The following is a 26422-nucleotide window of genomic DNA, read 5'->3' on the forward strand; positions in this document are numbered from 1 at the left end:
AAGAACACCGCATCCAGGAGCAGAGTTTAGTGAATACGCAGTGAGAAAACGCCTTGGCCTGCGCCATAGGCCATCACCTGGATCCGATAGTCTCCGGCAGGAAAGGTTTCATGGATCAATGAGTTGGTACCGATGCCACCATCATCATCCGAGAAGCGGATCCCGGCCCCTTGCACTTCCAGTACGGTATCAAAAGAGTCAGAGTCCAGAGCAATCCGCAGTCGTCGTTCCTGTTGCAGGCTAAAGCTGTACTCAACGACTTCACTCTGCTGCATCATCCCCTGCACTCGTTGCCCCACTTCCAGTTCACCACCTTGCTGCAAATCCTGCATCGTATTGAGCTGCTGCAGCCGAAGTTGGTACTGGCCAAAGCCATGCTCTTCGACACTGTATGAGGTTGAAGCACCCAACTGATAAACCCCGGGTTGCAGCATCAATACAAGGCGAGCATTCAAACCATCTCCACCGTCATCATCGGTCTGGTTTAGTCCCAAACCAGTCAGTGTCAGGTAGCTATCCAGCTTGGAACTGCTCATATCAAATTGATACATGCCGAACTGCTCTATCGTAACCTCGTACTGGTTTACTGAGCCAGTAAGATAACCGGTCACTTCCTGGTTTACCTCCAGGCTCCTTTCGCTCATTACCTCCAGCCATTCCGTTTCCAGCCGAAAAGGCCCATAGGCACTGGCAGAGGCACCACTGACAACCAGTGTTAAAGGTGTTTGACGACTGGTTTCATCAATCAAGACATAAAGCTCATCCAGGACGCTGTTTTGAATGATTTCATGGTCTGCATTCAATAGCGTCAAGTGGCCTTCAAGAGCCCCATGCTGCTGGATGCGCAACAAACCAGCTTGAGCTGGCAGAAATCTGAATGCCTGGTAACGTGAACCATCTTTTAAATTGATGGCACTAGCCTGAGTTAACTCTCCACGGCTAGTACTTCCAAGCTCCAGAGTTGTCAGGCTATGCTGTGAAGCGCCAGTTTGCGGGCCCACCCTATCCAACTGCTTCAATGCAACAGCACCAGCGACCCCACCAAGAATGAAACTAACAACAATAGCCAATGTATTTACTTTCACTTGTATCTCCGAATGAAAAAACTGCATTTAAAGCAAGCTTCAGTGCAGCATTCTATGCTGATTTATCAGTTATTGAGACAAAAATTTCTTACTTAATGAATAAGCTGCCCCCAATCAGAGTAAGACGAACTCTAAGATGAGCTAACAGCGCTTTTAACGGGTGTTTTTTACCACCAAAGTCCCTGCCAGCTTATCGTGCCATCCCTGCTTCTTTTTATCAAAACCCACCCAGATAATACCAAGCAACAGCGGGATACTGGCAAGGTAATACCCCAGATAGCGCAGCACCAATCGACCGGTGGGAACGTGCTGGCCGGTGCTGGCGTCTACCACTTTAAGACCCAGCAGCATTTTTCCTGGGGTTGCCGATTTATAAACCCAAAATAAAACCACAGCGATGGCTGGGAATACATAGTTTAACATCAGGCCCCAGCCTCTTAGCTCGTATGCATCTGCCAACCAGTACTCTTTGCCGTAAATAAGGGTAATGATCGGTAAAATCACCAGCATAAACAGCACACTGTCAATCAAAGCAGCACCCACCCGAACCCAAAAACCAGCGTATTCCACATCCTTCATTTCGTACTCCTGTAAAATAGTGCGCTAAGCAACAACGATAATGTCACTGATTTCCCTAATAAAGCCCCGCTAATGAACGAGCGCGTGCATTGTCTAGAGAACACCAGCAACACCTTAAAAGACTTTATTCCCTTACTCATGAATAATACTGCAGCTAGCGGCTTAGCTCATCAACCACTTGCAAGGCAGGGTAATGCTGCTGCAGAAAATGCAATAGCCGGTTGTTCTCCAAAAAATCGGCCTGGGTGACCTGCAACACTACTGGCAGATACCCTGCTTGTTTAATACTTACTCGATGGCAGGAACGCTGGCTCACTTCATAGTGCACGTACTCTGTATCAGCCAGCTTGAACTCCACCCCCAACAAACTGATAGTGCCTTGCTGCACCTTGGCTGCATAAGGTTTAAAAGCACCTCTTGGCCACTGCTCAATCACCACTGTCACTACCGCAAGCAACGCAAAAAAAAGCAATTGCTGCAGCATAGGCCTGCCAACCATATCCGCCAGATAATACGCCAGTGCCGCCCCCAAAAAAGTGCGGTAAAGCACCACATACAACCAGGGGGTGGGCAATTTTTTTAGTTTAGGCAGAGTATCCATTCAATTATCTTTCTCCGTTGAGAGCACAGGTTGTAATCCAAGCACTGCGGGGCTATGGTCCAGCATGGCGATATCGCCATCACGATAAAAAACTGGCCAGAGCCCCGGGAGCAATAGTGATGAGAAAAACTGACAGCCTAAGTTCACTCATCAGGCTGCAACATCATTCATAAATCCAAGGATGACAGGAACAAAAATCGCAAATGTGGCATTGCAATTTTCCTGTGAAGTTGCTTGTTCCAGGTTGTGCTTCTGCAATATCAAGCTATAAGCCAAGCGCTCTAATGGATCAGTTACCTGCGTCTCAACCTCTTTTTTCAAGGCCGCTACAAGCAATGGGTTGTTACCTTCAGACAGATAATTTGTAGTATGTAATAGCCTGATAGCATCCAAATAATGCTGTTTCGTTGATAGAAAATCGTCCTTATTGAACTCTGGGCTCTGACTGGCACGAAGCGTATCAAACACATCCATCATTACATCCTGGATCTGGTCGTTAATCGAAGCGGGAAGATCTATGGTTTTCATATGCTATATCCATACTGGCGGGCAACAACCGGAGTATGCCTGGTGGTGGTTATCAGACTTGTGTATGCATAGACTGTAGATACACTAAGTCCAGAATCCTGAAAGATGCGAGTCTACCCTCACAATAAAATGTAAATCAAGGAATTTCCTGCATTCATCAATGTTACTACAAAGTACCAGAAATAAAACTATGGGTTATTGGGGCAACTCGAAACTAGCAAATATAGATTTGTTAAGGTCTAAAACCATCTTCTACGCTTTTACAAAAAAGTCCCGGCGTGGTGTCCGGGACTTTGTTTGTTTCAGCTCGAAAAGAAAGCGGTTGGCTTTAGTCGACGTGACATGGCTTTAATTGCCATACCCGGTCGACATAATCCTGAATGGAGCGGTCCGAGGTAAACTTGCCAACACAGGCGGTATTCATAATGGCTTTTTTCGCCCAGCCTGCTTTGTCACGATACCAGCCATCAATTTGCTGCTGTGCAGCCTGGTAGGCTTCAAAGTCGGCTAGCACCAGATAGGGATCGCCCCCCTCCAGCAAGCTGTGTTTAATAGCGGAAAGCTCCCCCGGCTTGCCTGGCGTGAAGTAATCGGTTTCTAACCAGTCCAGCACTGCTTTGATTTCAGGGTTGTTGTGGTAGTAATCACGGCTGTGGTAACCACTGCGATGCAGGTCTTTGACTTCATCCACGGTTAAGCCAAAGATAGCAATGTTGTCCGCTCCGACCTCCTCGGCAATCTCAATGTTGGCACCATCTAAAGTGCCTACCGTAATGGCGCCGTTGAGTGCCAGCTTCATATTGCCGGTACCGGAAGCTTCCTTACCGGCAGTGGAGATTTGCTCCGACACATCGGCCGCAGGGATCATTTTCTCAGCCAGAGTCACGCGGTAATTTGGCATAAAGACTACTTTGATGCGATCTTTCACCCGTTTGTCATGGTTGATTTTCTCTGCCACCTTATTGATGGCATAGATGATCTCTTTCGCCAGTTTGTAGCCCGGCGCAGCCTTGGCACCAAAGATAAAGACCCGTGGTACCATGTCGTAATCCGGGTTTTGCAAAATACGGCGGTACAACGCCAGAATATGCAACAGATTCAGATGCTGACGCTTGTACTCATGCAGCCGTTTGATCTGAATATCAAAGATAGCCGCCGGATCCACTGCAACTCCGGTCAGCTCATTGATAACTTTGGCCAAATCGGCCTTATTTTGCTGCTTGATGGCCATGAAATCATCCTGCACTTTCACATCATCGGCATAGGCAGCCAACTTGGACAGTCGCTTAAGATCCGTTGGCCATTCGGTGCCAACCAGTCGATCCAGCATGGATGACAACCGCGGGTTGCAAGCTTTAAGCCAGCGCCGTGGTGTTACGCCATTGGTGACATTGGTGAACTTGTCCGGCCACAGAGCGACCATTTCCGGAAACAGATCAGACTGCACCAGTTTGGAATGCACTTCGGCTACCCCATTGACCCGGAAGGAGCCAACCACCGACAAATGCCCCATCCGCACCATCGGCTCATGGCCTTCTTCGATGATCGAGAGTTTGCGCTTTTTGTCGTTATCACCCGGCCAGCGTACATCCACCTGCTCCAGCAGAAAACGGCGGTTGATTTCGTAGATAATTTCCAAATGGCGTGGCAGTACTTTTTCAAACATCCGTACCGACCAGCTTTCCAGCGCCTCCGGTAACAGGGTATGGTTGGTGTAAGCAAACACCTGCTGGCAGATAGCCCAGGCTTCGTCCCACACCATATCAGCGCGATCCACCAAAATACGCATCAATTCCGGTATCGCCACTGCCGGGTGAGTATCGTTCAGCTGGATCACCACCTGCTGCGGAAACTGGCTCCAATCATCGCCGTGAGCTCGTTTGTAGCGGCGGATCATGTCTTTTAGTGAACAGGAGCAAAAGAAATACTGTTGGATCAGTCGTAACTCTTTGCCTGCTTCGGTTTCATCGTTCGGATACAGCACTTTGGAAATGGTTTCCGCTTCGATGTTCTCGCGCGATGCATCGACATAACCGCCCGAGTTGAACACGTCCCAGTTAAAGAAGTCACTGGCCCGGCTTTCCCACAAACGCAATACGTTGACCGAGCTACCGTGGTAACCAACCACCGGGATATCCCAGGGAACACCTTTGATAATGCGGCCAGGGTGCCAGACTTTTTTCATCCGCCCTTGCAAGTCGTATACAGTTTCAACATAGCCGTACACCGAAACTTCCTGCACCGACTCTGGCCGGCAGATCTCCCATGGATTGCCGTATTCGCGCCAGCTGTCTGGCCGCTCAATTTGTCGTCCAGCCTGAAATTCCTGCTGAAACAGGCCATGCTCATAATGAATGCCATAGCCCACGGCCGGCAGATTCATGGTCGCCAACGAATCAATAAAGCATGCAGCCAGGCGGCCCAGGCCTCCATTGCCAAGTGCCATATCTTCTTCTTGCTCTTCCAGCTCAGTAATATCATGGCCAAGTTCGGCCAGCGCCTGCTTGGCTGACTGATACAATCCAAGGTTATGCAGATTGTTGCTGAACAAGCGGCCCATCAAATATTCCAGGCTGAAATAATGCACCGCCCTGGTGTCTTGTTCGTAGTGCTCGCGCTGGGTAGTGCGCAAACCATCAAACACGGACTCATTGACAGCCGCACAGGTTGCCCGCCACCAGGCTTGCGGGCTGGCTTTGTTTAAGTCTGTGCCCAGGGTCGCATGCAGATGACGGACGATACGCTCTTTTAGTTGTTCAGCAGTTAGCGGCTGCGCTGCCGTAGTCGGTTTGTTGGAGGTAGTTTTGTTAGTCATTGCCAATCCTGTTGGTTAGAAGCTCACCGGTCGTGCACTACTCCGGCAGATAAATGCATTCTGCCGGGGTCTTGCTAAGCTTAGCTTGTCGCCAAGCTCAGACAAGTGAAAGATTTCCTGCTATTAAATGTAAAAAGATTACAAAAAACAAGGCAGGAATACGTTTGCAGTGGCATTGACAATAAATTATCGTAAGAATATTACACTATTTAGCGCTTTTACTCCTTAATAGTGGCAAACACGGCCTCGACGAAGGCTTGGGCATCAGCTTCCAACCGGGCCATATGTTTGGCATCGACAAAGCTCTCCAAATAAATTTTGTAGGTATTTTCGGTACCTGATGGTCGGGCTGCGAACCAGCCATTTTTAGTGACGACTTTCACCCCACCGATCCCTGCCTGATTGCCAGGGGCTTTGGTCATGACTGCCAAAATTGCATCACCGGCCAGTTCAGTTTGCGTAACACTGCTCGCATCCAGTTGTTTCAACGCTTGCTTTTGCGCCGGGCTGGCGGCGGCATCCAACCGCCGATACAGTGGATTACCCAACTCTTTGGTCAATGCCTGATATTGCAGGTAAGGATCAACACCGGTCTTGGCCAACATTTCGGCTGCAAGCAGCCCCAAAATAAAGCCATCTTTGTCGGTACTCCAGGCTGAGCCATCAAAGCGCAGGAAGCTGGCACCAGCGCTTTCCTCTCCACCAAAAGCAACGGTGCCAGAGGCCAGCCCGTCCACAAACCACTTAAAACCAACCGGCACCTCATACAAGCTGCGGCCACGTGCTGCCACGACCCGATCAATCAATGCACTGGATACCAGTGTTTTACCGATGAGAAGCCCGGCCGGCCAGTCGGGTCTGTTGCTAAGCAGATAATTAATAGCAACTGCCAGGTAGTGATTCGGATTCATCAGGCCGCCACTGCGGGTGACGATGCCATGGCGGTCAAAATCCGGATCATTGCCAATGGCAATATCGTATTGATCTTTCAATTGAATGAGCTGGCTCATCGCATAGGCCGATGAGCAGTCCATGCGGATCACGCCATCTTTATCCAGTGGCATAAAACCAAAGGCCGGATCGACCTTCTCATTGACCACCGTTAAATCCAACCCATACCGCCTGGCAATGACCGGCCAGTAATCAATACCTGAGCCGCCCAAAGGATCGACCGCAATGCGGATACCAGCTTTGGCAATGGCTGCCATATCCACCACCTGGTGCAAATCCTCCACATAGGGCTCAATGTAATCGATGGCTTGACACAAAGGTGATGCCAGTGCCTGTTCCAAGGGGATACGTTTCACACCATGAAGATTGGCCGCCATCAACTGATTGGCGCGGCGCTGAATAATGTCCGTCACATCGCTATCGGCTGGGCCACCGTGCGGAGGATTGTATTTGATGCCACCATCTTGCGGTGGATTATGCGATGGGGTGATGACCAGGCCATCGGCTTGCTCTGAATGCGTTTTGTTGTAGCAAATAATCGCGTGCGATATCACCGGCGTTGGAGTAAAACCTTGCCCTTGCTGAATGCGTACCTGCACCCCATTGGCAATCAGCACCTGCAGCACAGAGGCAAAGGCTGGCTCCGATAAAGCGTGTGTGTCTTTGCCTACAAAGAGCGGGCCAGTAATCCCTGCCTGCTGGCGATACTCGGCAACCGCCTGACTGATAGCCAGTAAATGCGGTTCATTAAACGCATGGGCTAATGCACTACCACGATGGCCTGAGGTTCCAAAGCTCACTTGCTGCAGCGGATTGGCAGCATCGGGCTTAAGTTCATAATAGCTACTGATCAATTGGCACACATTGATCAACTGGTCCTTGCTGGCTACCTGGCCGGCCTTCGGGTGAACTGACATGGCACTTTCCTTATAATAAATCGCGAATTTGTTCTGCTTCCGTTTCACTGTAACCCAGCTTGAGCGCCGCTTCGGTTAACATCATTTTTTTCCGGGTGGTATTGGAGTTGCTGATCACCCAAAAGTCACTATCTGGAATGGCTTTGGGGTTGGTGCTGCTGCCCGACTGCAACAGTTCACTGTCACTGCGACCAAAATACTGCCTGTCGCGGCCTTTAATTTCCAACACCTTGGCAAATTGTTTCGGATGGGTTTTAGCTAAGGCCGATAAAATCAGCAGAAATCGGCCAACAATGCTCGACTCGGCCTGCAAGTCCTGGCGGTTGATACGATCAAATACCGAACCAGTGCTCTCCTGGCTTACGCCGGTCGCCGGCTTTTTCTCGGTTTTATCCGTTTTCCTTGTAGTCGGTACCGGTGCCTCCGCCTCCACCGCAGGCACAGCCGCCTCAGCGGAGCCTAACAGCAAGCGGCGCAGGATCTGGGAAGCACTTTCCCCGATTTGCTGGGTTTGACTGGCAATGTACTGGTACAACTCTTCATCTATTTCAATGGTTTTCATGCATTACGCCTGTTGCGGAAACTATCGGTATGTTCGGTCTGGCAGCATTATATAAAGCCACCCTGGCAGATACCAGCCTGTATCGACTGCTTGCTCGTTTCTGCTACCATATACCAGAAAATGAACCAGCCCAATAATCCGGGCATAAAAGTTACAGGATGGTCATGAAACTTTTCACAGAGCAGCGCGGTAGTGGCCCTTATCTGGTGCTGTTGCATGGTCTTTTTGGCAGCCAGGACAATTTGGCTGGCATTGCCCGCGCCGCAGAGTCTGATTTCACGGTGCTGAGCATGGATTTACCAAACCATGGCCGCTCGCCCCACACAGATGCCATGAACTACCGCCAGATGGCGCAGGCGGTACTGGACAGCCTGCCAGACGATGCCGACAGCTTTTATCTGCTTGGCCACTCCATGGGCGGCAAAACCGCCATGCAACTGGCGCTAATAGCACCACAGCGGGTTAAAGCTTTGCTGGTGGCCGATATTGCTCCGGTCGCCTACGAAGCCCGGCACAACCAGATTATCGAAGCCATGCAGGCTGTTGAGCTTGCCAAGCTGCAGACACGGCAGGATGCAGATAAGCAGTTGGCGCGCTCCATTGCTGAGCCAGGAGTACGGCAGTTTCTGCTGAAAAACTTACTTAAAACAGGCGAACAATTTAGCTGGCGCTGCAACCTGGCCGTCATAGCGAAACGCTATCACGAAGTGCAAGCCGCTCCTAAAGGAGAGCCCTACACCGGCCCGGTGCTTTTTATAAAAGGTGCCAACTCCGATTACATCCTGCCAGAGCACCAGGGCGCAATACAAGCCCTGTTTCCGCAGGCCAAAGCAAAAATCATCCATGGTGCAGGCCATTGGCTGCATGCAGAAAAGCCAGCTGCCTTCCATAAAATCGTGTTGGATTTTTTACACGGCCAGGCAAACTGAAAGCTCGTTTTTTATGCCATGAATTTGTGATAAAACAAGAAAAGACTAGGCATTTTATGCTATAGTGCGGCGGTTTTTTTCTGGCTGTGTGCACATTATGGGTTACGATATTGAGTTGTACGAATCTTTGGCACTCTGGGTTGGTCTGGCCGTGTTGTTTTTCTTTATCGGCATGGCCATTCAGGATGTGTTAAAACGTGGGCAAGTGCCGATGTTCGGCCGCGTTTTTGTTTGGATCGTCCTTTTTACCGGTTGCGCCGGCTTTATCGCCAAAGGCATTATTCAGTTTATTTACGAAACACAAGGGCTGGGTTGATGGCCAAAAGCAGTACTGACCGCACCACGCCGGATTTATTCGCGCAGGAAAAGCGCCCCGGTCGCCCCAGAACCAACCTGCTGCCACGGCAGGAACAGTTAAAGTTTAACAAACGCAATCAGGTGAAACGCGATCGGGAAAAAGGCTTGAAGCGTATTGAGTTTAAAGTACCGGACGAGTTGTATCAGCAGCTCTCTGTAGCAGCAGATAAAGCGCAACTTACCCGAAGCGCTTATCTGGAGCAGGTTTTAACCACGATTTTAATTAAGTAAAAGGCATCGTTCAATGGCAACTGTAGGTATTTTTTTCGGCAGTGATACCGGCAACACGGAGCACATCGCCAAAATGATCCAGAAAGAGCTGGGTAAGCAATTGGTCGAAGTGCGGGATATTGCCAAAAGCAGCAAAGAAGACATCGCCAACTTTGATTTGTTATTGCTGGGTATTCCAACCTGGTACTACGGCGAAGCGCAATGCGACTGGGATGACTTCTTCCCTGAACTGGAAGCTATCGACTTCACTGACAAACTGGTGGCCATTTTTGGCTGTGGCGATCAGGAAGATTATGCCGAGTACTTCTTGGATGCCATGGGCACTTTGCGAGACATTATTGAGCCAAAAGGCGCCATCATCGTTGGCTTGTGGCCAACCGAAGGGTACGATTTTGTAGCGTCAAAAGCCTTAGCAGACGACTCTCATTTTGTGGGTCTGGGCATTGATGAAGACCGTCAGCCCGAGCTCACTGAACAACGCGTCAAAACCTGGTGCAAACAGGTGTACGACGAAATGTGCTTAAAAGAGCTGGAAGGCTTGTAATCACAAAATAAAGAGGGTGTGCCAGCCATACCCTCATTTTAGAGGCTTTTCTTCCCGCTTGGCGGCAGACAACGACGTGGCCTCTTTTTGCTCAGCCTCCTCATGCAAAGCCCCTTCTCCATCCTGCAGACCTTTTTTAAAGCTTTTAATGCCCGTTGCCAAATCGGACATCAATTGCGGTATTTTCCCACGACCAAACAGCAGCAAAAATAAGACCACCACCAGTAACAGTTGCCAGAAACTAAGCGCCATCACGACCTCCTCCCGTTGATATGCAGCCATCAGCATGGCGCAACATTGTGACGGGAAAATGTCATTCAACAAACGTCCTTAAAAAAGCAGGCATGCCACCGCGTTACTGACACAGAAAAGTCACATTGCTTTGTTAGTTTCTGTGCATCAATACTTACTTTGAGACCGTTATGTTTGACCTCAGTTGGATGGAACTGGTGTTTCTGGCAATCTTGGCTTTGATTGTGGTAGGACCAAAAGATTTGCCCAGACTGGCGCGTGGGCTGGGCCACATCTGGGGTAAAGGACGACGACTTTATCTGGATTTGCAACGTAAGTTGCACCGGCTGGAAACGGAAATGGAGCTGGCAAAAGGAGAAGATCCAACCAAACAACCCAGCTATTACGATTTATTGCCCGAGCATATTCGCCAGGCAATGGAGCGCCCCGAGCCCAGTCGCGATCCAGCAGAGAATCAGCGTGTTGAACAGCAGTATCAACAAGCCATGGCTGATATTAAGCAACAACTTGCACAAAACACTAAGCCGCGGGGTGACCATGAAAAATGATGCATTGGATTTATCCCGCGCCCCCTTGCTTAGCCACTTACTTGAGCTACGCAGCCGGTTGCTGCTTTGCCTGGGGTTGTTCGTGCTCACCTTTATTGGTTGCTACCTGGTATCCGAGCACATCTACAATTTCCTGCTGCAACCTTTGGTCAATAGCTTTGATGATCTCAACGACCGCCGAATGATTTTTACCGGTCTGCATGAAGCCTTCATCACTCAATTAAAAGTCGCACTCTTTGCAGCAACCCTTTGCACCTTACCGCTGGCACTACTGCAATTATGGCGTTTTCTTGCTCCTGCCCTGTATCAGCATGAACGCCTTTCCATGCTTATGCTGCTTCTTAGCACACCTGTGTTATTTCTGGCCGGGGCTGCTCTGGCGTATTACCTGGTATTTCCGCTCGCCTGGGAGTTTTTCCTCAGCTTCGAAACACCTGCCACCGAGCAACGCATAGCCGTACAGCTGGAAGCCAGAGTAAGTGAGTACCTCAGTCTGGTGATGCGACTGGTATTAGCCTTTGGCATTAGTTTTGAGCTGCCAATCCTGTTATTCCTGCTGGCAAAAACCGGTATTGTCAGCGCCAAAAGTCTGGCTGAAAACCGCCGCTATGCCGTTGTTGCAACCTTTGCGGTGGCCGCTATTATCACGCCACCAGACTTGATCTCACAAATCGCCCTGGGTACGCCAGTGCTCTTGCTATATGAGTTATCCATTGTACTGATTCGACTGGAGCAGCGCAGGCAAGAGAGTTTGCAGCGGAAAACCTCGACGTCACACAATAGCCATACCAGCTAAATGAAACATTCATGCCCGCATCATATCATTGTCATTCACTCTGCTTACTTTATCGACTGTGCAGCTGAGCCTTCGCACAATCACAACAACAAACAACGGAGTAAGCAATGGACAACCAGACGATGATCGTAAATGCCGAGCATGCTGCTGCTCAGCCTATCTTAAACCGCCGTGACTTTGTCAAAGGCAGTGCTCTTGGCGCTGCCGCTATCTCTTTCGGTGCCCTTGCCAGTGGTAATGGCGCAACCTTTAGTAAAGATTATGGCCCGCTAGCCCCGGTTGACGACGAAGTCACCGGCCTGCCACTGCTGCAGCTGCCAGCTGGCTTTCGCTACTTATCTTATGGCTGGCAAGGCCAGACTATGCTGGATCGCACTCCGACACCAGGCCTGCATGACGGCATGGCAGTTGTGATGAGCCAGGGCAACAGCATATCACTGGTGCGTAATCATGAAGTAAGAGGCTCTGGTACTGCAGTTCCTTCACCTGCGGTGTACAACCCATCGGCACCGGGTGGTACCAGCAACTTGTTGTTTGATCCTATTGCAGGCCGCTGGCTGGGCTCGTATATGAGCATCAGTGGCACCTCAACCAATTGCGCTGGTGGTTTAACGCCATGGGGAACCTGGCTGACCTGCGAAGAAACCACAACCACCATCAACGGCATACCACATGGCTGGATCTTTGAGGTGCCTGGTTTTGGTCTGGCCAAACCGGTGCCACTCAAAGCCATGGGTCGTCGTGCCCATGAAGCTACAGCAACCGATCCTGTTACCGGCTATGTATACATGACCGAAGATGCAGGATCGTCATCCGGTTTCTACCGTTACAGGCCTTTTGTCTATGGCAATCTGGCCGCCGGAGGCATACTGGAAATGCTGAAGGTATCTGATATTTACAATGCCGACTTGCGTGCAAACTATCCAAATGGCACCAGTTGGCAAGCTGAATGGGTGGTGATCGATGAGCCTGAGTCCATCAATCCGCGAAATTATACTCAGGGATTTGCCAAAGGAGCGGCCCGTTTTGCCCGCTTGGAAGGCGCCTGGTACGACACCGGCTTGATTTACTTTGACTCCACCAGCGGTGGCGCTATTGGACGTGGTCAGATCTTTGCTTTTGATCCGCGCCGAAACAGCCTCACCATGGTATTCCAAACAACCAATGAACTGACACATCCGGTATCCCCTGATAACCTTGCGGTTAGCCCACGTGGTGGCATTATCATTTGTGAAGACCGCAGCGGTTCACTGCAACGTCTGATGGGGCTGACACCAAGCGGTAACGTATTCGAGTTCGCCCGCAACAATACGGTATTAAGTGCATCAGACATTGCCGCAGTAGACAGCATTTACCCGGGTGTAGCTAGCCGTATGAACCCGGGCAATTACCGTAGCTCCGAGATGGCTGGTGTTTGCTTTCACGATCGTTGGATGTTTGTCAATATCCAGACCCCAGGCATCACCTTCGCTATTACTGGTCCATGGAACGATGGTATTTTGTAAAAGGAGCTTCGTCATGAAATATTTTCTAGTTGTGTGTACCTTCTTACTGTCATTCCAGCTAAACGCTCTGCCTATGCATTATTTTGGTGAGCTGAATGGCTCAGGCAGCTATCAAGGCACAATATCGAGTGCCAGCAGCTGGGTAAATCCACCGCTATTTGGTTTGAACTCGTTCAGCCAGCAGGTAAACTTGTGGGGGTTTGAAGCCAAAGCTGGCGATATACTCAGTGTAGACATGCTTACCGGTTTGGATTTTGCCGGTGGTTTCAGTATTTATTTTGGTGAAGTCAGTTCGCAGGATCTGTTGCTGGGTTTGTTCAACAACACAGGCAATACCGGCAATGCCCTTTACATTGGTGGAACCAGCACTTTTATGGCCGATCACTGGGTCAGTGACATACTGCTGGATAATACGGGGTTTTATACTTTGATTGCCGGGGGCAAGTCTGGCTTTGGTTTTGGGACTGAATACAACTATGTGCTGAATGTGGTACAAACATCGGCTACGGCAGTTGCAGAGCCTGCTTCACTGGCGTTGTTGCTTAGCAGTTTGTTGTTGTTTGGCTGTATCCGCCGCCGTTGACACTCACATTGCGAAGGTGCCAACAATGGCACCCTCGCATTTCCAGCCTAACGAGCAGCACGCTTTTTGCGTACATACACAGTACGGTTTACTTCACAAACAATAGCTCCGCTTTGATCTTTAATGTGCACCAAAAACTCCGGAAAATGTTTGTCACCATCGTCGGTCGCCGCTTTGATATCGCGTAACACCTGATCGGAAAGCCAGAACTCTGCCGTTAAAGGCCCCCTGCCAGGCGCAATAAAGTCGATATCGGCTTTTTTATCCCAGACATAATAATCTGCACCTAACGCCCCCATAATCATTAACGGGTATATCGGATCGGTCATCGCAAACATTGAACCACCAAACTGGCTGCGGTTAATGTTCTTGGTCCAGGGCCGTGATTTAAGTCGTACTTGCGCATAACAGAAATCGTCCCTGATGGTCTCCACCTTGATACCACTGAAGAAAAATGGCGGCCACAGGTTCAGCACCCACTTCATCAACCCTGGCTTCATCGCCCAATTCATCCATCACCCCAACTGGTAAGACCTGATTACGCTATTCTACCTGAGCCGGAAAACAGCGCAAGCCTAAGACTGCTTGCTTACCTGCTAAGCAGATGGCCGAATTAGCATTTGATAAAAGCTGCATTGGCTTTATAATCAGATCAATTGTTGGCTACCGAAAGCATCTTATGACTGATAATAATACCGAACTTCGTAAAGCGGGCCTTAAGGTCACTCTGCCCCGGGTGAAAATTCTGGAGATCTTGCAAGATCCCAACAATCAGCATATCAGTGCCGAAGATGTGTACAAACTGTTATTGGAATCTGGTGAAGACATCGGCCTTGCTACTGTGTATCGGGTACTGAACCAATTTGATGATGCCGGTATCCTAACCCGCCATCACTTTGAGGGCGGCAAGTCGGTATTTGAACTGACCGGCAACAGCCATCATGATCACTTAGTGTGCCTGAACTGTGGGCGGGTGATTGAGTTTGAAGACGACACTATTGAGCGCAAACAACTGGAAATTGCCAGCAAGAATGGCCTCAAACTCACCAACCACAGCTTGTATTTGTACGGTGAATGCGAGAAAAAGAACAGCTGTCCACACAATACCGACAACTAAAGTGCAGTACGATTACCACAAGGCCTCACTGCGTTGAGGCCTTTTTTGTATCTGCTTCCGGTTGCCAGCTTTGCCAGCCACGGGTTAACCGGTAACTGGCGTAGCTAAACCACTCACCGCTTAGCTTGGCAAAAAAATCATAGTTGCTTAAATTCACCGTTAGCCAGCAGTGCCAGCGACAGGGTAAAGGGCGGTAGGTACTGGTGCTGGCTGCAGAGAAGCCCGCATTGAATTGATGCAACTGGATCAAACGCTGTACCCGCCAGCCATGATGATCACTGCTGACAAATAGCAAGGGTTGCTGCTGATCAAAACGGGCCGCCAGTCGATAAAACTCCTGATAGGTGTTGTCTCCACCATCAAAACAGTCGATAGCGCCGGCATAGCCCTGCTGCTGCAGATAGCGGGTATAAGGCTGGCAATGACGGGTTGTAATCACCACCGCATGGCTGTCCGTGGCTGTCCGTTGCAGCAAATGATCCAGCCGGTTGCGGGCACAAGCCGGTAAAACGTCAGCCGAGCCGCCACAGCCCAGCACAACCAGAGTCGGCTCCCCGACAAGTACCCTGCTGTTATCCAGTTGTTGCAATTGCCAATGCCGTACCTGATTGGCCACAAAGCTATTGCCAAGCAGATAGAATAGCAGCCACAGCAACCAGAGCCCTTTTTTCCGGTAGCAAACGGCAGCCAGCAGCAAGGAATACAAAAAAAGGTTGTGTGGGTACAAAGCCAACTGAATAAAATCGGTCATGATGCTGTCCTTTTCAAGGGCTGTTGTGCTATCAGCCAGCCACACCAACATCCCCAGGGTAACCAAAGCATACCAGAAGTCAGCACATGGCCGGCTAAAGCAGCCAGCAAAAATAACAAGGCATTGAGCACTATTAAAACACGGCCTGTAACCTGGGCCCTGGCCTGCCAACTGAACCAAAGCAACGCAGCAAACCAGCAAAGTGCATACACCAAAGCCAGTCCGCCAAAAAACAGTGGCAAATCAAAAAAGTCCGACTCGGCAAAATATTTTTTCTGATAGAGGGCAATGCCTGCCTGCCCCACTCCCAACAACCAATGCCAGGGAGGAAAGTGCTCGGCCACTACTTGCAGGTTTTGTTGCATATACAGCTCACGTGATGACAGCAGAAGACCCAGCAGGCCTTTCTCCTGCCAAACCCAGAGCAATTTCTGATGCAAACCTAATTGCTGCAACACGGGGCTCAGCCACAATGGGCTGCTGCCAAGCAGTAATAAGCCTCCTATACCTATCCCTATCGCATAACGCCGCCGCCGCTCTGCTGTCTGGTGCAGCAAAGGGATCAAAGCCGCCAGCAGCAACACCCCCAGCAAAGCGGTTTTCGTCAGCAATTGCACTGCACAAAAAAGTGCCAGCAGCAGGATAGTGCCATAAGGCATCAATCCTTTCGACCAGTGCAGATGCAATTGAAAGGCAGTGAGTATCAGCAACAATGCCGACAACTCATTGGCCGAAATAAAGAAACCACTGCTGCCAAGCGAACCAAGCTCTATCTGTTCCATCGGGCTGTAAGCAGCATAGCCAAAGCCCGCGAAACCCAACATAAAATTCAACAATAGCACCAGGCTAAAACCATGCATCAAGTGATGCAGGGTACGAAGCGCTAACGCGGGTTGCCAGCAAGTCAAACGATAAAAGGCCAGCAAAGCAAGCCATGGGGCCAACAGCTTCACCACCAATGTCAGTTCCCTGGTAAAACCAAGCGGCGGCTGCAAACGCCACTGCGTGAACAGCGGGCCCAGCAAAAATCCTACCACCAGAGCCGCCATCAGCAAGAGTGTGCGGCCATCGCTGGCACGCAGTAGCCATAGCATCGCAGCCAGCAAAAACGCTTTATAGCCTTGCGCCAATGGCAGCAGGGCAAGCCCCAGACTCTGCGCAACCCCTTGCAACATATCCAGCAGCAAACTAAGCGCTGCCAACAAAAAGACCGCGTTCAAAGACCTGGCTGTGTCACTGATCTGTTTAACCAAAGAATCCCCGCCAGCCTTTTTGCATCAGTTTTAACCGCAGCTGACTTAGCCAGCTAAACTTTTGTTTCAGATAATAACGCAGTTTCAGCCTTGTCAGGCCATAACGGCGGCTGCGCCATAACTGACTGAATGTCATTGGTAATTGTTGCATGCTGTAGCGATAAAATGCCTGGTTCTGCAGGTTACGCCCAGACATTAAAGCACGGTGCTTGGCAACAAAGTCATCGTGTGCCTGCAGCCGCTTCGGTGAACCGGTGATACGCCCGGCTTCGTGGCCGGCATTGACCTGATAGCTAATATGGCCAATGCGCCGGGCCGGACCAAAACGTGCAACCACCCGCACCCACATATCGTAATCCTGAAAAGCAGCAAGGCTGGTATCAAAACCACCCAGAGCTCGCATCGATTCAGTTGGCACCAACGCTTGATTGGACAAGGTGTGCAAATCCAGCAATTCATCCAGAGCAATGATAGCATCGCTGTCAAAGCGACGCTTTGTGGTCATGCCGTAATGCCACAGATAGCCAGAGCAAACCATAGAGTCACCCGGTTGAAAGGCTGCCATCAGGCTCGACAGGCGATCCGGATAAAACACATCGTCATCATCCAGCCCGGTAACAAAATCGCCCTGCGCTGCTGCAATCGCCGTGTTGCGGGCGGCACAAGCACCCTGGCTTTGTTCGTGTCGTAACAAACGAATTTTGGGATTCTGACCATAGCGTTGCTGTAAAAACGACCAGCTGTCATCGGTAGAGCCATCATCGACCACAATCAGCTCAAAGTGCGGATAATCTTGCGCCAGCACAGAGTCAATCGCTGTCACCGCCATCTGCTTGCGGTTATGTGTTGGCATATAAACACTAATCAACGGTAAGTGCTGGCTCATAATTTACCTCGTATTGCCAACCAAAGATAATGCACTAAACGCCCCTGGCGACCGATGCGGCTGGGCTGGCTTAACAAACGGTATGCCCACTCCAGATGCAAACGACACCAGATGGCAGGTGCCCGCTTGACGGAGCCGGTAAACACATCAAAGCTGCCGCCAACCCCCATAAAAAAGCAGTCCGGCAACTGCTGACGCAAGCGCTCTATCAACAACTCCTGCCGTGGCGATCCCATCGCCACGGGTACCACTTTGGCACCACTGTGAAGAATAGCGGTAAGCAGTTGCTGTTCATCCTTAAAGTAACCGTCGGTTGCACCGACCACAGGCACCCCTTGTTGCTCTAGCCTGGCTTTGGTTTGTGCCAGCACCTCAGCTTTGGCTCCAACCAGATACACCGGAACCTGGTACTCGGCACAGCGCAGCATCAGGTTTTGCCATAGCTCACACCCAGGAATACGCTGCACAGGCTGCTTTAAACGCCGACGCATGAGTGCAACCACGCCAATGCCATCAGCATAACGCAGCTCGGCCTTGCTCAGCATCTTTGCCACTCCAGGATCTTCGCGTGCAGCCATTACTTTTTCGGGGTTAATGGCGATAGCCGCACCGGCAAACACCTTGCCATCGGCAGCAATAATGGTTTCCAATAACTGTTGTTGATGCAAAAAAGCACCCACCTGGACTGGTCCTATTTGTACTGTTTCTGTGCCTTTGGTCATAACTGGCCTTGTTGGTTGCAAAGGGATTGATAAAGCGCCATTAATTCAGTCGCAATCACAGGCAACAGCTGACTGACGGCATAGTTCCGACCAGCCTGCTGCATTCGTTGGTAATCCAGCTCCGGCAGTTGCCAGCATAGCTGCAATTGCGCCAGTAGCTGTTTCATCAGTTCATCTTCCGACTGCCGTTGATCTACAATCCAGCCAAAATCCGGCTGCAACTGCGCCCTGGCACCATCTGTATCGGTTGCAAGCACCGGGGTATAGCAGGCCAAAGCTTCCGCCATCACCAGGCCAAAAGACTCCTGGCGGGACAAACTCAGCAGGAGTTTCGAGCGTTGATACCAGACTTTCAGTTGCTCCGGTGTCTGGCTGGGAAACCAACTCAGGTTGGCATAGTGCGTCAACCATTGCCGGACCTGGGGAGCAGCAGGCCCCTGCCCAATAATGCAAATGTTTTTATCTTGCAACTTTGGTAAGAGCAGCTGCAGCCGATCCAAACCTTTGTTATCATTCAAGGTACCAACAAACAGCAGATCAATATCCTTTTGGGCTAAAGGCAAAGGTTCACAATCGGCAAAGTGCGCTGCGATCCCGGCTGACAATACCCGGCTTTGGGCCGGCCTGGTAAAAAAAGACTGCTGCAAAGCCGGACTGGTGAAAATCCACTGATCGACCCAGCCTGCACAACAGCGATACCAAAATCCAGCTGGTTGATACTGATAAATATCACTGCCGTGGCAAGTCACAATAATACGGGCTGAACGATTACGCAGCCATTTGTACAGAATTGCCAGCCAAATGGTTGGGTAATAAAAATGCACATGCAAAATATTATATCGCTTGCGACTGCAAACAAAACGAAGCAAAAAATCCAGCAACCATACCGGGTATTTCAACAACCGATTTAGGGCGCTATCGCTGTGCCAGCGCATCCAATGATAAGCGGTTGGTTCAGGCAATGCCTGACGTTGCTGTTCGATGAACTGCCCCTGCACAGGGGCAGAGGCTTTTGGCCCCATATTGCTTATCAGCAAAATTTGCATCAATCTATCTCAAGTTTCAGTTTTTTTAGCCTCTGTTCAGGTTAGTGCAAGCTGCCTGACTGTAAGCTGAATTCAGAACGGGCACTAACTTGTTGCCCAGCTTAACAAAAAAGGATGGTTATGTATTCGTTGTTTTGGCCAGTAGTGGCTTGCGCTCTGCTGACAATAGGCGCCTTGACAGTATTACGGCCTCTGGCACATCGCCTGGGCTTACTGGATATCCCCAAAGGTCGCAAACAACACCAGGGAAAGATCCCGCTGATTGGTGGTTTGTCAGTCTTTGTTGGCGTAAGTGCCGGCCTGCTCATTGCAGATAGTACCGCTTTTGAGCATTGGGCTTTTATTAGCTGTGCTCTGGTCATCGTTGTGTTGGGAGCCTTAGATGATGCTTTGGATCTGTCGGTTGCTATACGGTTAGTCATACAAAGCCTGGTTGCCATCGCTATGATGTGGTTGCTGGATTTGCACCTGGCCCATCTTGGGAATCTTTTTGCTCTGGGCCCAATTGAGCTTGGCTGGCTTGGACCGCCTCTGACCATCATCGCCGTGATAGCAGCCATCAATGCATTTAACATGACCGATGGCATTGATGGACTGGCTGGCAGCCTGAGCTTACTAACTATGCTGGCTCTGACCTTCTTTATGCTGATGTGGGGCCAACAGGATACCGCTCTGTTGCCCATTTTGATGATGGCTGCTTTACTGCCTTATCTGGCAGCTAATTTGCAGTGCTTTGGTTTACGTAAAGTGTTCTTAGGCGATGCCGGCAGCATGCTGATTGGCCTGACCGTGATATGGTTGCTACTGCAAGGCAGCCAGAGCGCAGAAAGCAGTTTTCGCCCGGTTACCGCCTTGTGGATCATCGCAATCCCGTTACTGGATATGACGGTGATCATGATTCGGCGCATACGCAAAGGCCAATCCCCCTTTCAAGCCGACCGGGAGCACTTACACCATATTTCTCTGCGGCTGGGTTTGGCACCGCGCCATGCTCTGCTGTTTATCATCGGCCTGGCCGGTGTCGGTGTAAGTATTGGTGCCCTGGCCGAATATTTGCTGTTGCCTGAGCTTCTCGTGTTGCTGCTGTTTCTGGCCGTTGGTGCCGGCTATTACTATCTGTTATCGCATGTTTGGCGCATCGTCTCAACGCTGCGCCGTCGACGCAACTAAGCAAGGCTCAGGCAGAAAATGCCGCCTTGCGCCGGTTGTACTCTGCGATCATTGCTTCCATACTGGGCGCATCGTAAGGCGATAAGTTACTCAAAATCATGCGCTTGCGGCCTTTCCCCAGAGTTTCGCCCTGACAAGTCAGGGCGAAATCCAGCATCGCACTGCCTCGTTTACCGGCTACCTCCAGACTGGCATCGGCTAACTGCAGCTCAGGCAAAGTAGCTGGCAATGCTGTTAACTCCAGCGTCATGCTTTCATATATCACCATTGGCCGCTGCGGATGAATCATAACCGCCTGTTGCTGCATCAGAGGATGCAAAATGTGGGGAAAATTTTTCCCGGAAAACTGCACATAATCGGTAGCAATGGTCTCAATCAGTGGTAAATCCTTACTGACTGCCCCCTGCTGCGTCAATGACAGGTAAACTTTGCCATCCCGGTCGCAAATACGAATGTCTGCACCTTCTTGCTCAAAATGCAACCAGACGTCAGCCGCCACCATGCCAGAGAAAGTACAGCATAAGCGCTCACTCAGGCCATACTGGCTTAATAGCCAGGAAAACATCAAATCACCCGGCACACAAAAACGCTTAGCATCCTCATCATGCAATGGATTAAAATCACCGGCCACTTTTTTGGCAAAGACACTGCCCTGCTGACGACTGAAACTAAACTCACCGGCTTGCTGATTGACATAAGGAGTTAAAAACATGATGCTTCCATTGGTTTAATGCAAAACCCGTCGATTCTACCCTAATTTTTACTAAAATTGGTCTAGCCAGTTATTATTTTCTGTCTTCACGCATCAACTGCAAGTCAACGCCTAACTCTTCGCAAAAAGCTGGCAAGCTTTATGCTTTATTTAACCTGGTGCAGCGAACCAATCAAGCAGCATGAGCAAAACTGCTTGCTGGTCCCCCTATGCTGTTGCAACAAGAGAGCAAATCATGACGTTTAAAACCAGCCGCCAGCATTTAGCGGCCATGAAAAAACTAACTCTGGCAGAGCTGGAAGATAAATTGCTGGAACATCAACAACTGCTGAATGCCCTGGTGAAAGACAGCGGCATCTTATTGCCGCAATTGCTGCAAGCACCTGCCCTGAATGAACTGAACGCCACCATTTTTACCGATGCGTTAAAGGCCTATGCCAAAAAAGATTACGCTATTGCTGCGCAAAAATTCCGCCAGGCAGCCATGCTGGGCCACGCCAAGGCGCAGTACTATTTTGGTTTGATGTTTTTGAAAGGCCTGGGGCTGCCTGCCTCGGCCAAACATGCGTACAGCTGGTTGTTGCTGGCAGCGAAACAACGCGACACATCGGCCGCACAACTGCTGCAATCGTTGCAATCGAAGTTGCCGGCAGAGTTACTGCAACAGGCTACTGAGCTGGCGGCAGAGCGCTATGAAAGTATTGAGGATAGAAAACACGCTTTGATTTAAAAAAGTGCTTGATTTATCATCGATAGCGAACTACTGTATATCCATACACTGTACATAATCACAGTTAGGAGCTTGTATGAACCCAGCAGACAGCCATAATGCTACCGACCTATTTGCCAGCAACCAACCTGGCTTGCATTATTGCACGCCCCTGGCGGCGCAAGATGAAAGCCGTTATCTGAGCAACTTGTTGCAGCAACAGCAAGATAGCACCGGCTGGACACTGATCCTGGCGCCAGAGGGAGCCTCATTAAAAGTGCTGGCAGAAATGGAAACCTTGCAGCAAAACCGTACCTTGCTGGTACACCGCAAGCAAATTCAGGATCTGGCGGGCACCTTGAAAAAAGCTATTCTGGCAGGAACTTGCAGCTGCATCATTAACTTTGCTGAATTAACCGATCTGCAGCAATCCCAGGAACTGTCCAAGCTGGCCGCATGCTGTGGCTGTAGGGTATACTGCTTCTCAAGCAATACAGGCTGGTGCCACTAAAGCATCAGCTTTCATCTCCTTTACACGGAAATCTGCCAGATGCATTGTTACTGTGGTTCCGGCTTGCCTTTTAGTGCATGCTGCCAACCCTATTTATCCAACCAACAGCAGCCAGAAAACTGTGAACAGCTAATGCGCTCGCGTTACAGCGCTTTTTGTCTGCAACACCTGACTTACCTGCACCAAACCTGCAGCCACGAGCTGCAAGCAGAGCAAGCCCCCGAACAGATGCGGGAGTTTGTTGCACAGGTACATTTTACCCGGCTGCAGATTTTACCATTGCCGGCCATGGCATCTATTGAAGATGAAGGCCATGTGCATTTTCAAGTCTGGTACCTGCAAGGCAATCAATTGCATAGTTTTCGTGAGCTGTCGCGTTTTAGCCGTCAACAGGGCCGTTGGTTGTATCAAAGTGGCACTCTTGCAGAATTGCCTGCTCAGAAAGTTGGCCGTAATGATCCCTGTCCTTGTGGTAGTGGCCGCAAGTTTAAAAGCTGCCAACCACATCTGTTATCGGCTCAGGCAGCAGCCTGAGGCTTGATGTGATGTAACAACTCATAAAGCGCCGTAGCGTCAACCTCCACCGGTTCCTCTTTCTGCTGCCGGCGTCGACGCCGACTGTGCAAATCAAGGTTATCGGCTACCCGGGCATCCAGCTTTTTAGCATCATCCTGTAGCACTAAGGGCAATGGACTAAGCGCTTGCTGCAAGCGACAGGCAATAAAGCTCTGCTGCAGCGCATGGTTGCAAGCGGCCACACGCGCTATATCACCAGATTGCAGCGCAAAAACTCTGGGCTTTCCCAAACCAAAGCTTTGCCGTAAAGAAGGCTTTTCCGACGATTTCTCTGGCTGTTGCAAAACAAAAGCGGCTTGTTCTTCAACCGCAGCTGACAACAACGATCGCCACAACCGAAAATCGGCTGGTTGCTGTCGTTGCAGGGCCTGGTTCATTTCCGGCCCAATCTGCCATTCATGGATCAGCATGCATACCACACTATTTTTTGCTCTTGCTGGCTTTATCGGCAATCGAACAAATAAATAAAGGGCTTGGCTTTACATCAACGTTTTTTTTGGTATGATGCAGGCCTTGTGTGGAGGGGTTCCCGAGTGGTCAAAGGGATCAGACTGTAAATCTGCCGGCTCAGCCTTCGAAGGTTCGAATCCTTCCCCCTCCACCACTTTTCCTGCAGTACGCATACATTTTCCTTGCTATCCCTACCTATTTTACTGACACTTAGCTTATGAAATTCCAACACCGTTGTTTTAATGGAAAGCAAAGCACTTGAAAATCTGCGCGTACTGATTGTTGATGATCAACGCTCCTTTCAGTTGATGTTCAAAGGCATTCTCTATTCCATGGGCGCAACCAACATTGCTTTTGCCCCAACTGGTGAACAAGCACTGGCCAAGTGCATTAATATGGATTACGACGTACTCTTTGTCGACTATCACCTGGGCACAGGCAAAAATGGCAAACAGCTGCTGGAAGACTTACGTGAAAAGAAACTGCTAAAGCCCGGCAGTATTTTTATGATAGTGACCAGTGAAAACACTGTCCCCATGGTAATGAGTGCCGTAGAACTGGAGCCGGACGATTACCTGATAAAGCCTTTCTCTCAACGCGTATTACGTAACCGCATCCACAAAATACAACACAAAAAAAAGCAGCTGAAATCCCTGTATCAGGCGCTGCACGATGAACAATTGGAGCAGGTAGTCAACTTCTGTCGGCAGGAAATTAGTCAGGAGGGCCGGTATCAGCAATTTTGTAAGCGTGTTCTTACCGAAACACTGATCAAGCAACAGCAACTGGATGCAGCGGAGCAAGTCTTAGCGCATAATTTGCAGCAACACCGAAGCGGCTGGGCCTTGATGCTGCAGGCGCACATTTGCTATGAACGTCAGGCTTATGAGCAGTGCCTTGCCCTTTGTAACGAAGCACTGGAGTCCAACCGTTATTTTGCCGAGGCGCTGGATTTAACCGCCAAATGCTATATGGCACTGAGCGCACCGGAAGATGCGTTAAAGGCCATTCAGCAAGCAGCAGAGATAGCCCCGCATTCGATGAGTCGCCAGCATCTGGTAATGGAAATTGCCCGGGAGTTGCATGATATTCCGCAGCAGGTCGCTGCCAGCAAACAACTGTACGAGATCACCCGACGTTCACTAAAACAGGATGTGATTCATTTGCAAAATTACATCCGCACGGTCATTGAAGCAGCGATGGAAGCTGAAGATCCTCAACAAAAAAACCGTTACCAACAAGAAACCTTGATTGCTTTGCAACGTGCCCGGCTGGATGAAGCCATGATTCGGGATATCGATTTCGATGTATTTGAAATACTTTGCCAGGCCAGGCTGGAGTCTCTTAGCGGCCAACAATTTCAGGCCAAACGAACCTATGCCAGCATTGCTGATTTATTAACCGAGCAAGAGCACAGCCTGGCAGATGCGGTACTGTTACTCAATCAAATCGGCGAGTACGAAGAAGCTGAAAGCCTGAGACAACGTTTGCCGGAAGCCACCCTGGAAAACCCTGTACTGAATGCCATTATGCGGCGGCAGGTGGATAGCACCGGCGAGCGACGAGCGCACTTTACCGAATTTAACAAAGAGGGCATTCGCTGCTACAAGGCTGGCAACTACCAGGAAGCGGCCAGACAGTTTGAGCTGGCGCTGGAACTGGCCCCGATGAATACCGGGGCAGCACTTAACTACATTCAAAGCCTGCTGCAACAGCTGACTCAACCTGCCAATGGACGTGCCAGAGCCGGAGATGCCTTTGAACGCTGCCGTAAAACCTTCCGTGTGGTGGATCATATGCCGCTGCCGGAACATCACCGGGTTCGCTATCAGGAGTTACTAAGTCGCTTCGAAAAAATACGCAGCGAACAACGGCGTTAGGCTTTTTCTTGCAACGCCTGACACAGCTCCTGAAACAAAGTACTGGCGCCAATGCGCAGCGACTGAGGCTGCGCCTGCCGACCGGTTATGCGTTCATACTGTTCCATCAACGCCAATGCCTGAGCCAGGGTGCGAATGCCGCCAGAAGCTTTAAAACCAACCAGCCGATCAGCGCCGGCAATGACTGTCAGCATCACTTCAGCGGCCTCATCCGTTAAGCCTACCGGAACTTTGCCGGTCGATGATTTGACAAAATCAGCTTGGCTTTCAATCACCAACTCCGTTGCTTTAGCAACTTGCTGGCAGGTGATTAACTCACCACTCTCAATAATCACTTTTAATAAAGCGGAGCCTGTGGCTTGACGCACATCATGCAGGAAGCTTTTCACACCCCCGATTTTTCCAGCCATGAGTTCCTGATACGGCAGCACACAATCAATTTCAGTTGCACCGGCTGCTAAAGCATCCGTAATCTGCTGACTCACGACGTCTATACTTTGCTGGCCTGAGGGGAAATTCACGACCGTTGCGATACCTAACCTGGATTGTTGCCATACCGGAAACTCTGCCACCAGCGGCAGGTACTCGGGATAGAAGCAGATGGCTGCCGGCTGATGCTTCGCCTGCGCAACCTGCTGTAGCCAATGACGCACGCCTTGCACATCATCCGGCTGTTGCAAGCGTGTAACATCAAGTAGTGACATTAATTGTGTAAGACGTTCAAACATGATCATCAGGAGCCTTTTAGATTTTTTTTCTTTTAGTGAAACTTTTTCAGTGTATCAGCGTCTTAAATGTAAGAGTGATAGTACTGTTTTTTTATAGTGTTTTATCTCGTTCTTGTGTTTCAACCTGT

At 50.1% G+C, this 26422-nt stretch carries 31 protein-coding genes and 1 tRNA gene; 15 read left to right on the forward strand and 17 right to left on the reverse strand.

Annotated elements, in window-relative coordinates; translation table 11 throughout:
* Positions 1-26 precede the first annotated feature (26 nt).
* The 7 genes from QWF21_RS12935 to seqA form a co-directional block, all read right to left on the reverse strand.
* On the reverse strand, positions 27-1085 hold the full coding sequence (locus QWF21_RS12935) for a hypothetical protein (protein ID WP_330088471.1): 1059 nt from the start codon (positions 1083-1085) through the stop codon (positions 27-29).
* 153 nt (positions 1086-1238) lie between these two features.
* Complete coding sequence (locus QWF21_RS12940) at positions 1239-1664, reverse strand: RDD family protein (protein WP_330088472.1); 426 nt, start codon at positions 1662-1664, stop codon at positions 1239-1241.
* Positions 1665-1818: 154 nt separating this feature from the next.
* Entirely contained in the window at positions 1819-2265 is a 447-nt protein-coding gene (locus tag QWF21_RS12945) for a hypothetical protein (RefSeq protein ID WP_330088473.1), read from the reverse strand.
* 150 nt (positions 2266-2415) lie between these two features.
* Complete coding sequence (locus QWF21_RS12950; protein ID WP_330088474.1) at positions 2416-2793, reverse strand: hypothetical protein; 378 nt, start codon at positions 2791-2793, stop codon at positions 2416-2418.
* Positions 2794-3121: 328 nt separating this feature from the next.
* Positions 3122-5608 (reverse strand): glycogen/starch/alpha-glucan phosphorylase, encoded by a 2487-nt coding sequence (locus tag QWF21_RS12955; RefSeq protein ID WP_330088475.1) that lies wholly within the window; start codon positions 5606-5608, stop codon positions 3122-3124.
* A 218-nt stretch (positions 5609-5826) separates the two neighbouring features.
* Positions 5827-7476 carry a phosphoglucomutase (alpha-D-glucose-1,6-bisphosphate-dependent) gene (gene pgm, locus QWF21_RS12960; RefSeq protein WP_330088476.1) on the reverse strand — a complete coding sequence of 550 codons (1650 nt, stop codon included), beginning with the start codon at positions 7474-7476 and terminating at the stop codon, positions 5827-5829.
* Between the two features lie 10 nt (positions 7477-7486).
* Positions 7487-8038, reverse strand: a complete 552-nt coding sequence (gene seqA, locus QWF21_RS12965) for a replication initiation negative regulator SeqA (RefSeq protein ID WP_330088477.1) — start codon at positions 8036-8038, stop codon at positions 7487-7489.
* A 164-nt stretch (positions 8039-8202) separates the two neighbouring features.
* Between seqA and QWF21_RS12970 the strand changes: the two genes are divergently transcribed.
* The 4 genes from QWF21_RS12970 (at position 8203) to fldA (ending at position 10099) form a co-directional block, all read left to right on the forward strand.
* Positions 8203-8967, forward strand: a complete 765-nt coding sequence (locus QWF21_RS12970) for an alpha/beta fold hydrolase (protein ID WP_330088478.1) — start codon at positions 8203-8205, stop codon at positions 8965-8967.
* A 97-nt stretch (positions 8968-9064) separates the two neighbouring features.
* A complete protein-coding gene (locus tag QWF21_RS12975; RefSeq protein WP_330088479.1) occupies positions 9065-9283 on the forward strand; it encodes a DUF2788 domain-containing protein in 219 nt (72 codons plus the stop codon).
* On the forward strand, positions 9283-9555 hold the full coding sequence (gene ybfE, locus QWF21_RS12980) for a LexA regulated protein (protein ID WP_330088480.1): 273 nt from the start codon (positions 9283-9285) through the stop codon (positions 9553-9555). Before QWF21_RS12975 ends, ybfE begins: the two co-directional genes overlap by 1 nt.
* Before the next feature lie 13 nt (positions 9556-9568).
* On the forward strand, positions 9569-10099 hold the full coding sequence (fldA, locus tag QWF21_RS12985; RefSeq protein WP_330088481.1) for a flavodoxin FldA: 531 nt from the start codon (positions 9569-9571) through the stop codon (positions 10097-10099).
* Between the two features lie 33 nt (positions 10100-10132).
* Here the strand turns inward: fldA and tatA are convergent, their stop codons facing one another.
* Entirely contained in the window at positions 10133-10351 is a 219-nt protein-coding gene (gene tatA / locus QWF21_RS12990) for a twin-arginine translocase TatA/TatE family subunit (RefSeq protein WP_330088570.1), read from the reverse strand.
* Between the two features lie 170 nt (positions 10352-10521).
* Between tatA and QWF21_RS12995 the strand changes: the two genes are divergently transcribed.
* The 4 genes from QWF21_RS12995 (at position 10522) to QWF21_RS13010 (ending at position 13783) form a co-directional block, all read left to right on the forward strand.
* Entirely contained in the window at positions 10522-10899 is a 378-nt protein-coding gene (locus QWF21_RS12995; protein ID WP_330088482.1) for a Sec-independent protein translocase subunit TatA/TatB, read from the forward strand.
* The gene (gene tatC, locus QWF21_RS13000) at positions 10889-11695 is read left to right on the forward strand and encodes a twin-arginine translocase subunit TatC (protein ID WP_330088483.1); all 807 of its coding nucleotides are present in this window, start codon (positions 10889-10891) and stop codon (positions 11693-11695) included. Before QWF21_RS12995 ends, tatC begins: the two co-directional genes overlap by 11 nt.
* Positions 11696-11802: 107 nt before the next feature.
* Positions 11803-13200, forward strand: coding sequence for an alkaline phosphatase PhoX (locus QWF21_RS13005; RefSeq protein WP_330088484.1), 1398 nt, complete (start codon positions 11803-11805; stop codon positions 13198-13200).
* Between the two features lie 13 nt (positions 13201-13213).
* On the forward strand, positions 13214-13783 hold the full coding sequence (locus tag QWF21_RS13010; RefSeq protein ID WP_330088485.1) for a hypothetical protein: 570 nt from the start codon (positions 13214-13216) through the stop codon (positions 13781-13783).
* A gap of 47 nt (positions 13784-13830) precedes the next feature.
* On the opposite strand, the gene QWF21_RS13015 is transcribed toward QWF21_RS13010, so the two are convergent.
* Positions 13831-14295 carry a DUF4442 domain-containing protein gene (locus QWF21_RS13015; protein ID WP_330088486.1) on the reverse strand — a complete coding sequence of 155 codons (465 nt, stop codon included), beginning with the start codon at positions 14293-14295 and terminating at the stop codon, positions 13831-13833.
* A 167-nt stretch (positions 14296-14462) separates the two neighbouring features.
* On the opposite strand from QWF21_RS13015, the gene fur reads away from it, so the two are divergent.
* Positions 14463-14900, forward strand: coding sequence for a ferric iron uptake transcriptional regulator (gene fur / locus QWF21_RS13020; protein WP_330088487.1), 438 nt, complete (start codon positions 14463-14465; stop codon positions 14898-14900).
* A 25-nt stretch (positions 14901-14925) separates the two neighbouring features.
* On the opposite strand, the gene QWF21_RS13025 is transcribed toward fur, so the two are convergent.
* The 5 genes from QWF21_RS13025 to QWF21_RS13045 are packed head-to-tail and all read right to left on the reverse strand — an operon-like array spanning position 14926 to position 19558.
* The gene (locus QWF21_RS13025; protein WP_330088488.1) at positions 14926-15651 is read right to left on the reverse strand and encodes a YdcF family protein; all 726 of its coding nucleotides are present in this window, start codon (positions 15649-15651) and stop codon (positions 14926-14928) included.
* A complete protein-coding gene (locus tag QWF21_RS13030; RefSeq protein WP_330088489.1) occupies positions 15648-16871 on the reverse strand; it encodes a hypothetical protein in 1224 nt (407 codons plus the stop codon). Before QWF21_RS13030 ends, QWF21_RS13025 begins: the two co-directional genes overlap by 4 nt.
* A 25-nt stretch (positions 16872-16896) precedes the next feature.
* Entirely contained in the window at positions 16897-17790 is an 894-nt protein-coding gene (locus tag QWF21_RS13035) for a glycosyltransferase (RefSeq protein WP_330088490.1), read from the reverse strand.
* Complete coding sequence (locus QWF21_RS13040) at positions 17787-18512, reverse strand: WecB/TagA/CpsF family glycosyltransferase (protein WP_330088491.1); 726 nt, start codon at positions 18510-18512, stop codon at positions 17787-17789. The genes QWF21_RS13035 and QWF21_RS13040 overlap by 4 nt, the downstream gene beginning before the upstream one ends.
* Positions 18509-19558: a glycosyltransferase family 4 protein gene (locus QWF21_RS13045; RefSeq protein WP_330088492.1), complete on the reverse strand. Its 1050-nt coding sequence runs from the start codon at positions 19556-19558 to the stop codon at positions 18509-18511. Before QWF21_RS13045 ends, QWF21_RS13040 begins: the two co-directional genes overlap by 4 nt.
* A gap of 120 nt (positions 19559-19678) precedes the next feature.
* On the opposite strand from QWF21_RS13045, the gene wecA reads away from it, so the two are divergent.
* A complete protein-coding gene (gene wecA / locus QWF21_RS13050; RefSeq protein ID WP_330088493.1) occupies positions 19679-20728 on the forward strand; it encodes a UDP-N-acetylglucosamine--undecaprenyl-phosphate N-acetylglucosaminephosphotransferase in 1050 nt (349 codons plus the stop codon).
* 7 nt (positions 20729-20735) lie between these two features.
* Here wecA and QWF21_RS13055 read toward each other — a convergent pair whose 3' ends face one another.
* A complete protein-coding gene (locus QWF21_RS13055) occupies positions 20736-21440 on the reverse strand; it encodes a DUF3581 family protein (RefSeq protein ID WP_330088494.1) in 705 nt (234 codons plus the stop codon).
* A 235-nt stretch (positions 21441-21675) separates the two neighbouring features.
* On the opposite strand from QWF21_RS13055, the gene QWF21_RS13060 reads away from it, so the two are divergent.
* The 3 genes from QWF21_RS13060 to QWF21_RS13070 all read left to right on the forward strand — a co-directional run bounded on the left by QWF21_RS13060 (position 21676) and on the right by QWF21_RS13070 (position 23194).
* Positions 21676-22170, forward strand: a complete 495-nt coding sequence (locus tag QWF21_RS13060) for an SEL1-like repeat protein (RefSeq protein WP_330088495.1) — start codon at positions 21676-21678, stop codon at positions 22168-22170.
* Between the two features lie 76 nt (positions 22171-22246).
* On the forward strand, positions 22247-22660 hold the full coding sequence (locus QWF21_RS13065; protein ID WP_330088496.1) for a hypothetical protein: 414 nt from the start codon (positions 22247-22249) through the stop codon (positions 22658-22660).
* 39 nt (positions 22661-22699) lie between these two features.
* Positions 22700-23194 carry a YchJ family protein gene (locus QWF21_RS13070; RefSeq protein WP_330088497.1) on the forward strand — a complete coding sequence of 165 codons (495 nt, stop codon included), beginning with the start codon at positions 22700-22702 and terminating at the stop codon, positions 23192-23194.
* Here QWF21_RS13070 and QWF21_RS13075 read toward each other — a convergent pair.
* Positions 23179-23646: a VC2046/SO_2500 family protein gene (locus tag QWF21_RS13075; protein ID WP_330088498.1), complete on the reverse strand. Its 468-nt coding sequence runs from the start codon at positions 23644-23646 to the stop codon at positions 23179-23181. The genes QWF21_RS13070 and QWF21_RS13075 overlap by 16 nt on opposite strands.
* Positions 23647-23755: 109 nt before the next feature.
* Here QWF21_RS13075 and QWF21_RS13080 point away from each other — a divergent pair.
* A tRNA-Tyr gene (locus tag QWF21_RS13080) sits at positions 23756-23840 on the forward strand.
* A gap of 88 nt (positions 23841-23928) precedes the next feature.
* Positions 23929-25566 carry a response regulator gene (locus tag QWF21_RS13085; RefSeq protein WP_330088499.1) on the forward strand — a complete coding sequence of 546 codons (1638 nt, stop codon included), beginning with the start codon at positions 23929-23931 and terminating at the stop codon, positions 25564-25566.
* On the opposite strand, the gene deoC is transcribed toward QWF21_RS13085, so the two are convergent.
* Complete coding sequence (gene deoC / locus QWF21_RS13090; RefSeq protein ID WP_330088500.1) at positions 25563-26294, reverse strand: deoxyribose-phosphate aldolase; 732 nt, start codon at positions 26292-26294, stop codon at positions 25563-25565. The two genes, QWF21_RS13085 and deoC, sit on opposite strands and share 4 nt — an antisense overlap.
* Between the last annotated feature and the right edge of the window lie 128 nt (positions 26295-26422).

Origin of the sequence: Alkalimonas mucilaginosa (genome assembly GCF_036327005.1) — a bacterium.
In the GTDB taxonomy this organism is placed as follows: Bacteria; Pseudomonadota; Gammaproteobacteria; order Enterobacterales; family Alteromonadaceae; genus Alkalimonas; species Alkalimonas mucilaginosa.

Excerpts from the sequence above, each read along its gene's own strand:
- pgm (WP_330088476.1), bottom strand. The coding sequence starts at position 7,476 with ATGTCAGTTCACCCGAAGGCCGGCCAGGTAGCCAGCAAGGACCAGTTG.
- QWF21_RS13085 (WP_330088499.1), top strand. The coding sequence starts at position 23,929 with ATGGAAAGCAAAGCACTTGAAAATCTGCGCGTACTGATTGTTGATGAT.
- tatA (WP_330088570.1), bottom strand. The coding sequence starts at position 10,351 with ATGGCGCTTAGTTTCTGGCAACTGTTACTGGTGGTGGTCTTATTTTTG.
- QWF21_RS12950 (WP_330088474.1), bottom strand. The coding sequence starts at position 2,793 with ATGAAAACCATAGATCTTCCCGCTTCGATTAACGACCAGATCCAGGAT.
- QWF21_RS12945 (WP_330088473.1), bottom strand. The coding sequence starts at position 2,265 with ATGGATACTCTGCCTAAACTAAAAAAATTGCCCACCCCCTGGTTGTAT.
- QWF21_RS12970 (WP_330088478.1), top strand. The coding sequence starts at position 8,203 with ATGAAACTTTTCACAGAGCAGCGCGGTAGTGGCCCTTATCTGGTGCTG.
- QWF21_RS13005 (WP_330088484.1), top strand. The coding sequence starts at position 11,803 with ATGGACAACCAGACGATGATCGTAAATGCCGAGCATGCTGCTGCTCAG.
- QWF21_RS13040 (WP_330088491.1), bottom strand. The coding sequence starts at position 18,512 with ATGACCAAAGGCACAGAAACAGTACAAATAGGACCAGTCCAGGTGGGT.
- tatC (WP_330088483.1), top strand. The coding sequence starts at position 10,889 with ATGAAAAATGATGCATTGGATTTATCCCGCGCCCCCTTGCTTAGCCAC.
- QWF21_RS13035 (WP_330088490.1), bottom strand. The coding sequence starts at position 17,790 with ATGAGCCAGCACTTACCGTTGATTAGTGTTTATATGCCAACACATAAC.
- QWF21_RS12940 (WP_330088472.1), bottom strand. The coding sequence starts at position 1,664 with ATGAAGGATGTGGAATACGCTGGTTTTTGGGTTCGGGTGGGTGCTGCT.
- QWF21_RS13015 (WP_330088486.1), bottom strand. The coding sequence starts at position 14,295 with ATGAATTGGGCGATGAAGCCAGGGTTGATGAAGTGGGTGCTGAACCTG.
- QWF21_RS13070 (WP_330088497.1), top strand. The coding sequence starts at position 22,700 with ATGCATTGTTACTGTGGTTCCGGCTTGCCTTTTAGTGCATGCTGCCAA.
- seqA (WP_330088477.1), bottom strand. The coding sequence starts at position 8,038 with ATGAAAACCATTGAAATAGATGAAGAGTTGTACCAGTACATTGCCAGT.
- deoC (WP_330088500.1), bottom strand. The coding sequence starts at position 26,294 with ATGTTTGAACGTCTTACACAATTAATGTCACTACTTGATGTTACACGC.
- QWF21_RS12955 (WP_330088475.1), bottom strand. The coding sequence starts at position 5,608 with ATGACTAACAAAACTACCTCCAACAAACCGACTACGGCAGCGCAGCCG.
- QWF21_RS13075 (WP_330088498.1), bottom strand. The coding sequence starts at position 23,646 with ATGCTGATCCATGAATGGCAGATTGGGCCGGAAATGAACCAGGCCCTG.
- QWF21_RS13055 (WP_330088494.1), bottom strand. The coding sequence starts at position 21,440 with ATGTTTTTAACTCCTTATGTCAATCAGCAAGCCGGTGAGTTTAGTTTC.
- fur (WP_330088487.1), top strand. The coding sequence starts at position 14,463 with ATGACTGATAATAATACCGAACTTCGTAAAGCGGGCCTTAAGGTCACT.
- QWF21_RS13010 (WP_330088485.1), top strand. The coding sequence starts at position 13,214 with ATGAAATATTTTCTAGTTGTGTGTACCTTCTTACTGTCATTCCAGCTA.
- ybfE (WP_330088480.1), top strand. The coding sequence starts at position 9,283 with ATGGCCAAAAGCAGTACTGACCGCACCACGCCGGATTTATTCGCGCAG.
- QWF21_RS13065 (WP_330088496.1), top strand. The coding sequence starts at position 22,247 with ATGAACCCAGCAGACAGCCATAATGCTACCGACCTATTTGCCAGCAAC.
- QWF21_RS13025 (WP_330088488.1), bottom strand. The coding sequence starts at position 15,651 with ATGACCGATTTTATTCAGTTGGCTTTGTACCCACACAACCTTTTTTTG.
- fldA (WP_330088481.1), top strand. The coding sequence starts at position 9,569 with ATGGCAACTGTAGGTATTTTTTTCGGCAGTGATACCGGCAACACGGAG.
- wecA (WP_330088493.1), top strand. The coding sequence starts at position 19,679 with ATGTATTCGTTGTTTTGGCCAGTAGTGGCTTGCGCTCTGCTGACAATA.
- QWF21_RS12995 (WP_330088482.1), top strand. The coding sequence starts at position 10,522 with ATGTTTGACCTCAGTTGGATGGAACTGGTGTTTCTGGCAATCTTGGCT.
- QWF21_RS13060 (WP_330088495.1), top strand. The coding sequence starts at position 21,676 with ATGACGTTTAAAACCAGCCGCCAGCATTTAGCGGCCATGAAAAAACTA.
- QWF21_RS12975 (WP_330088479.1), top strand. The coding sequence starts at position 9,065 with ATGGGTTACGATATTGAGTTGTACGAATCTTTGGCACTCTGGGTTGGT.
- QWF21_RS13045 (WP_330088492.1), bottom strand. The coding sequence starts at position 19,558 with ATGCAAATTTTGCTGATAAGCAATATGGGGCCAAAAGCCTCTGCCCCT.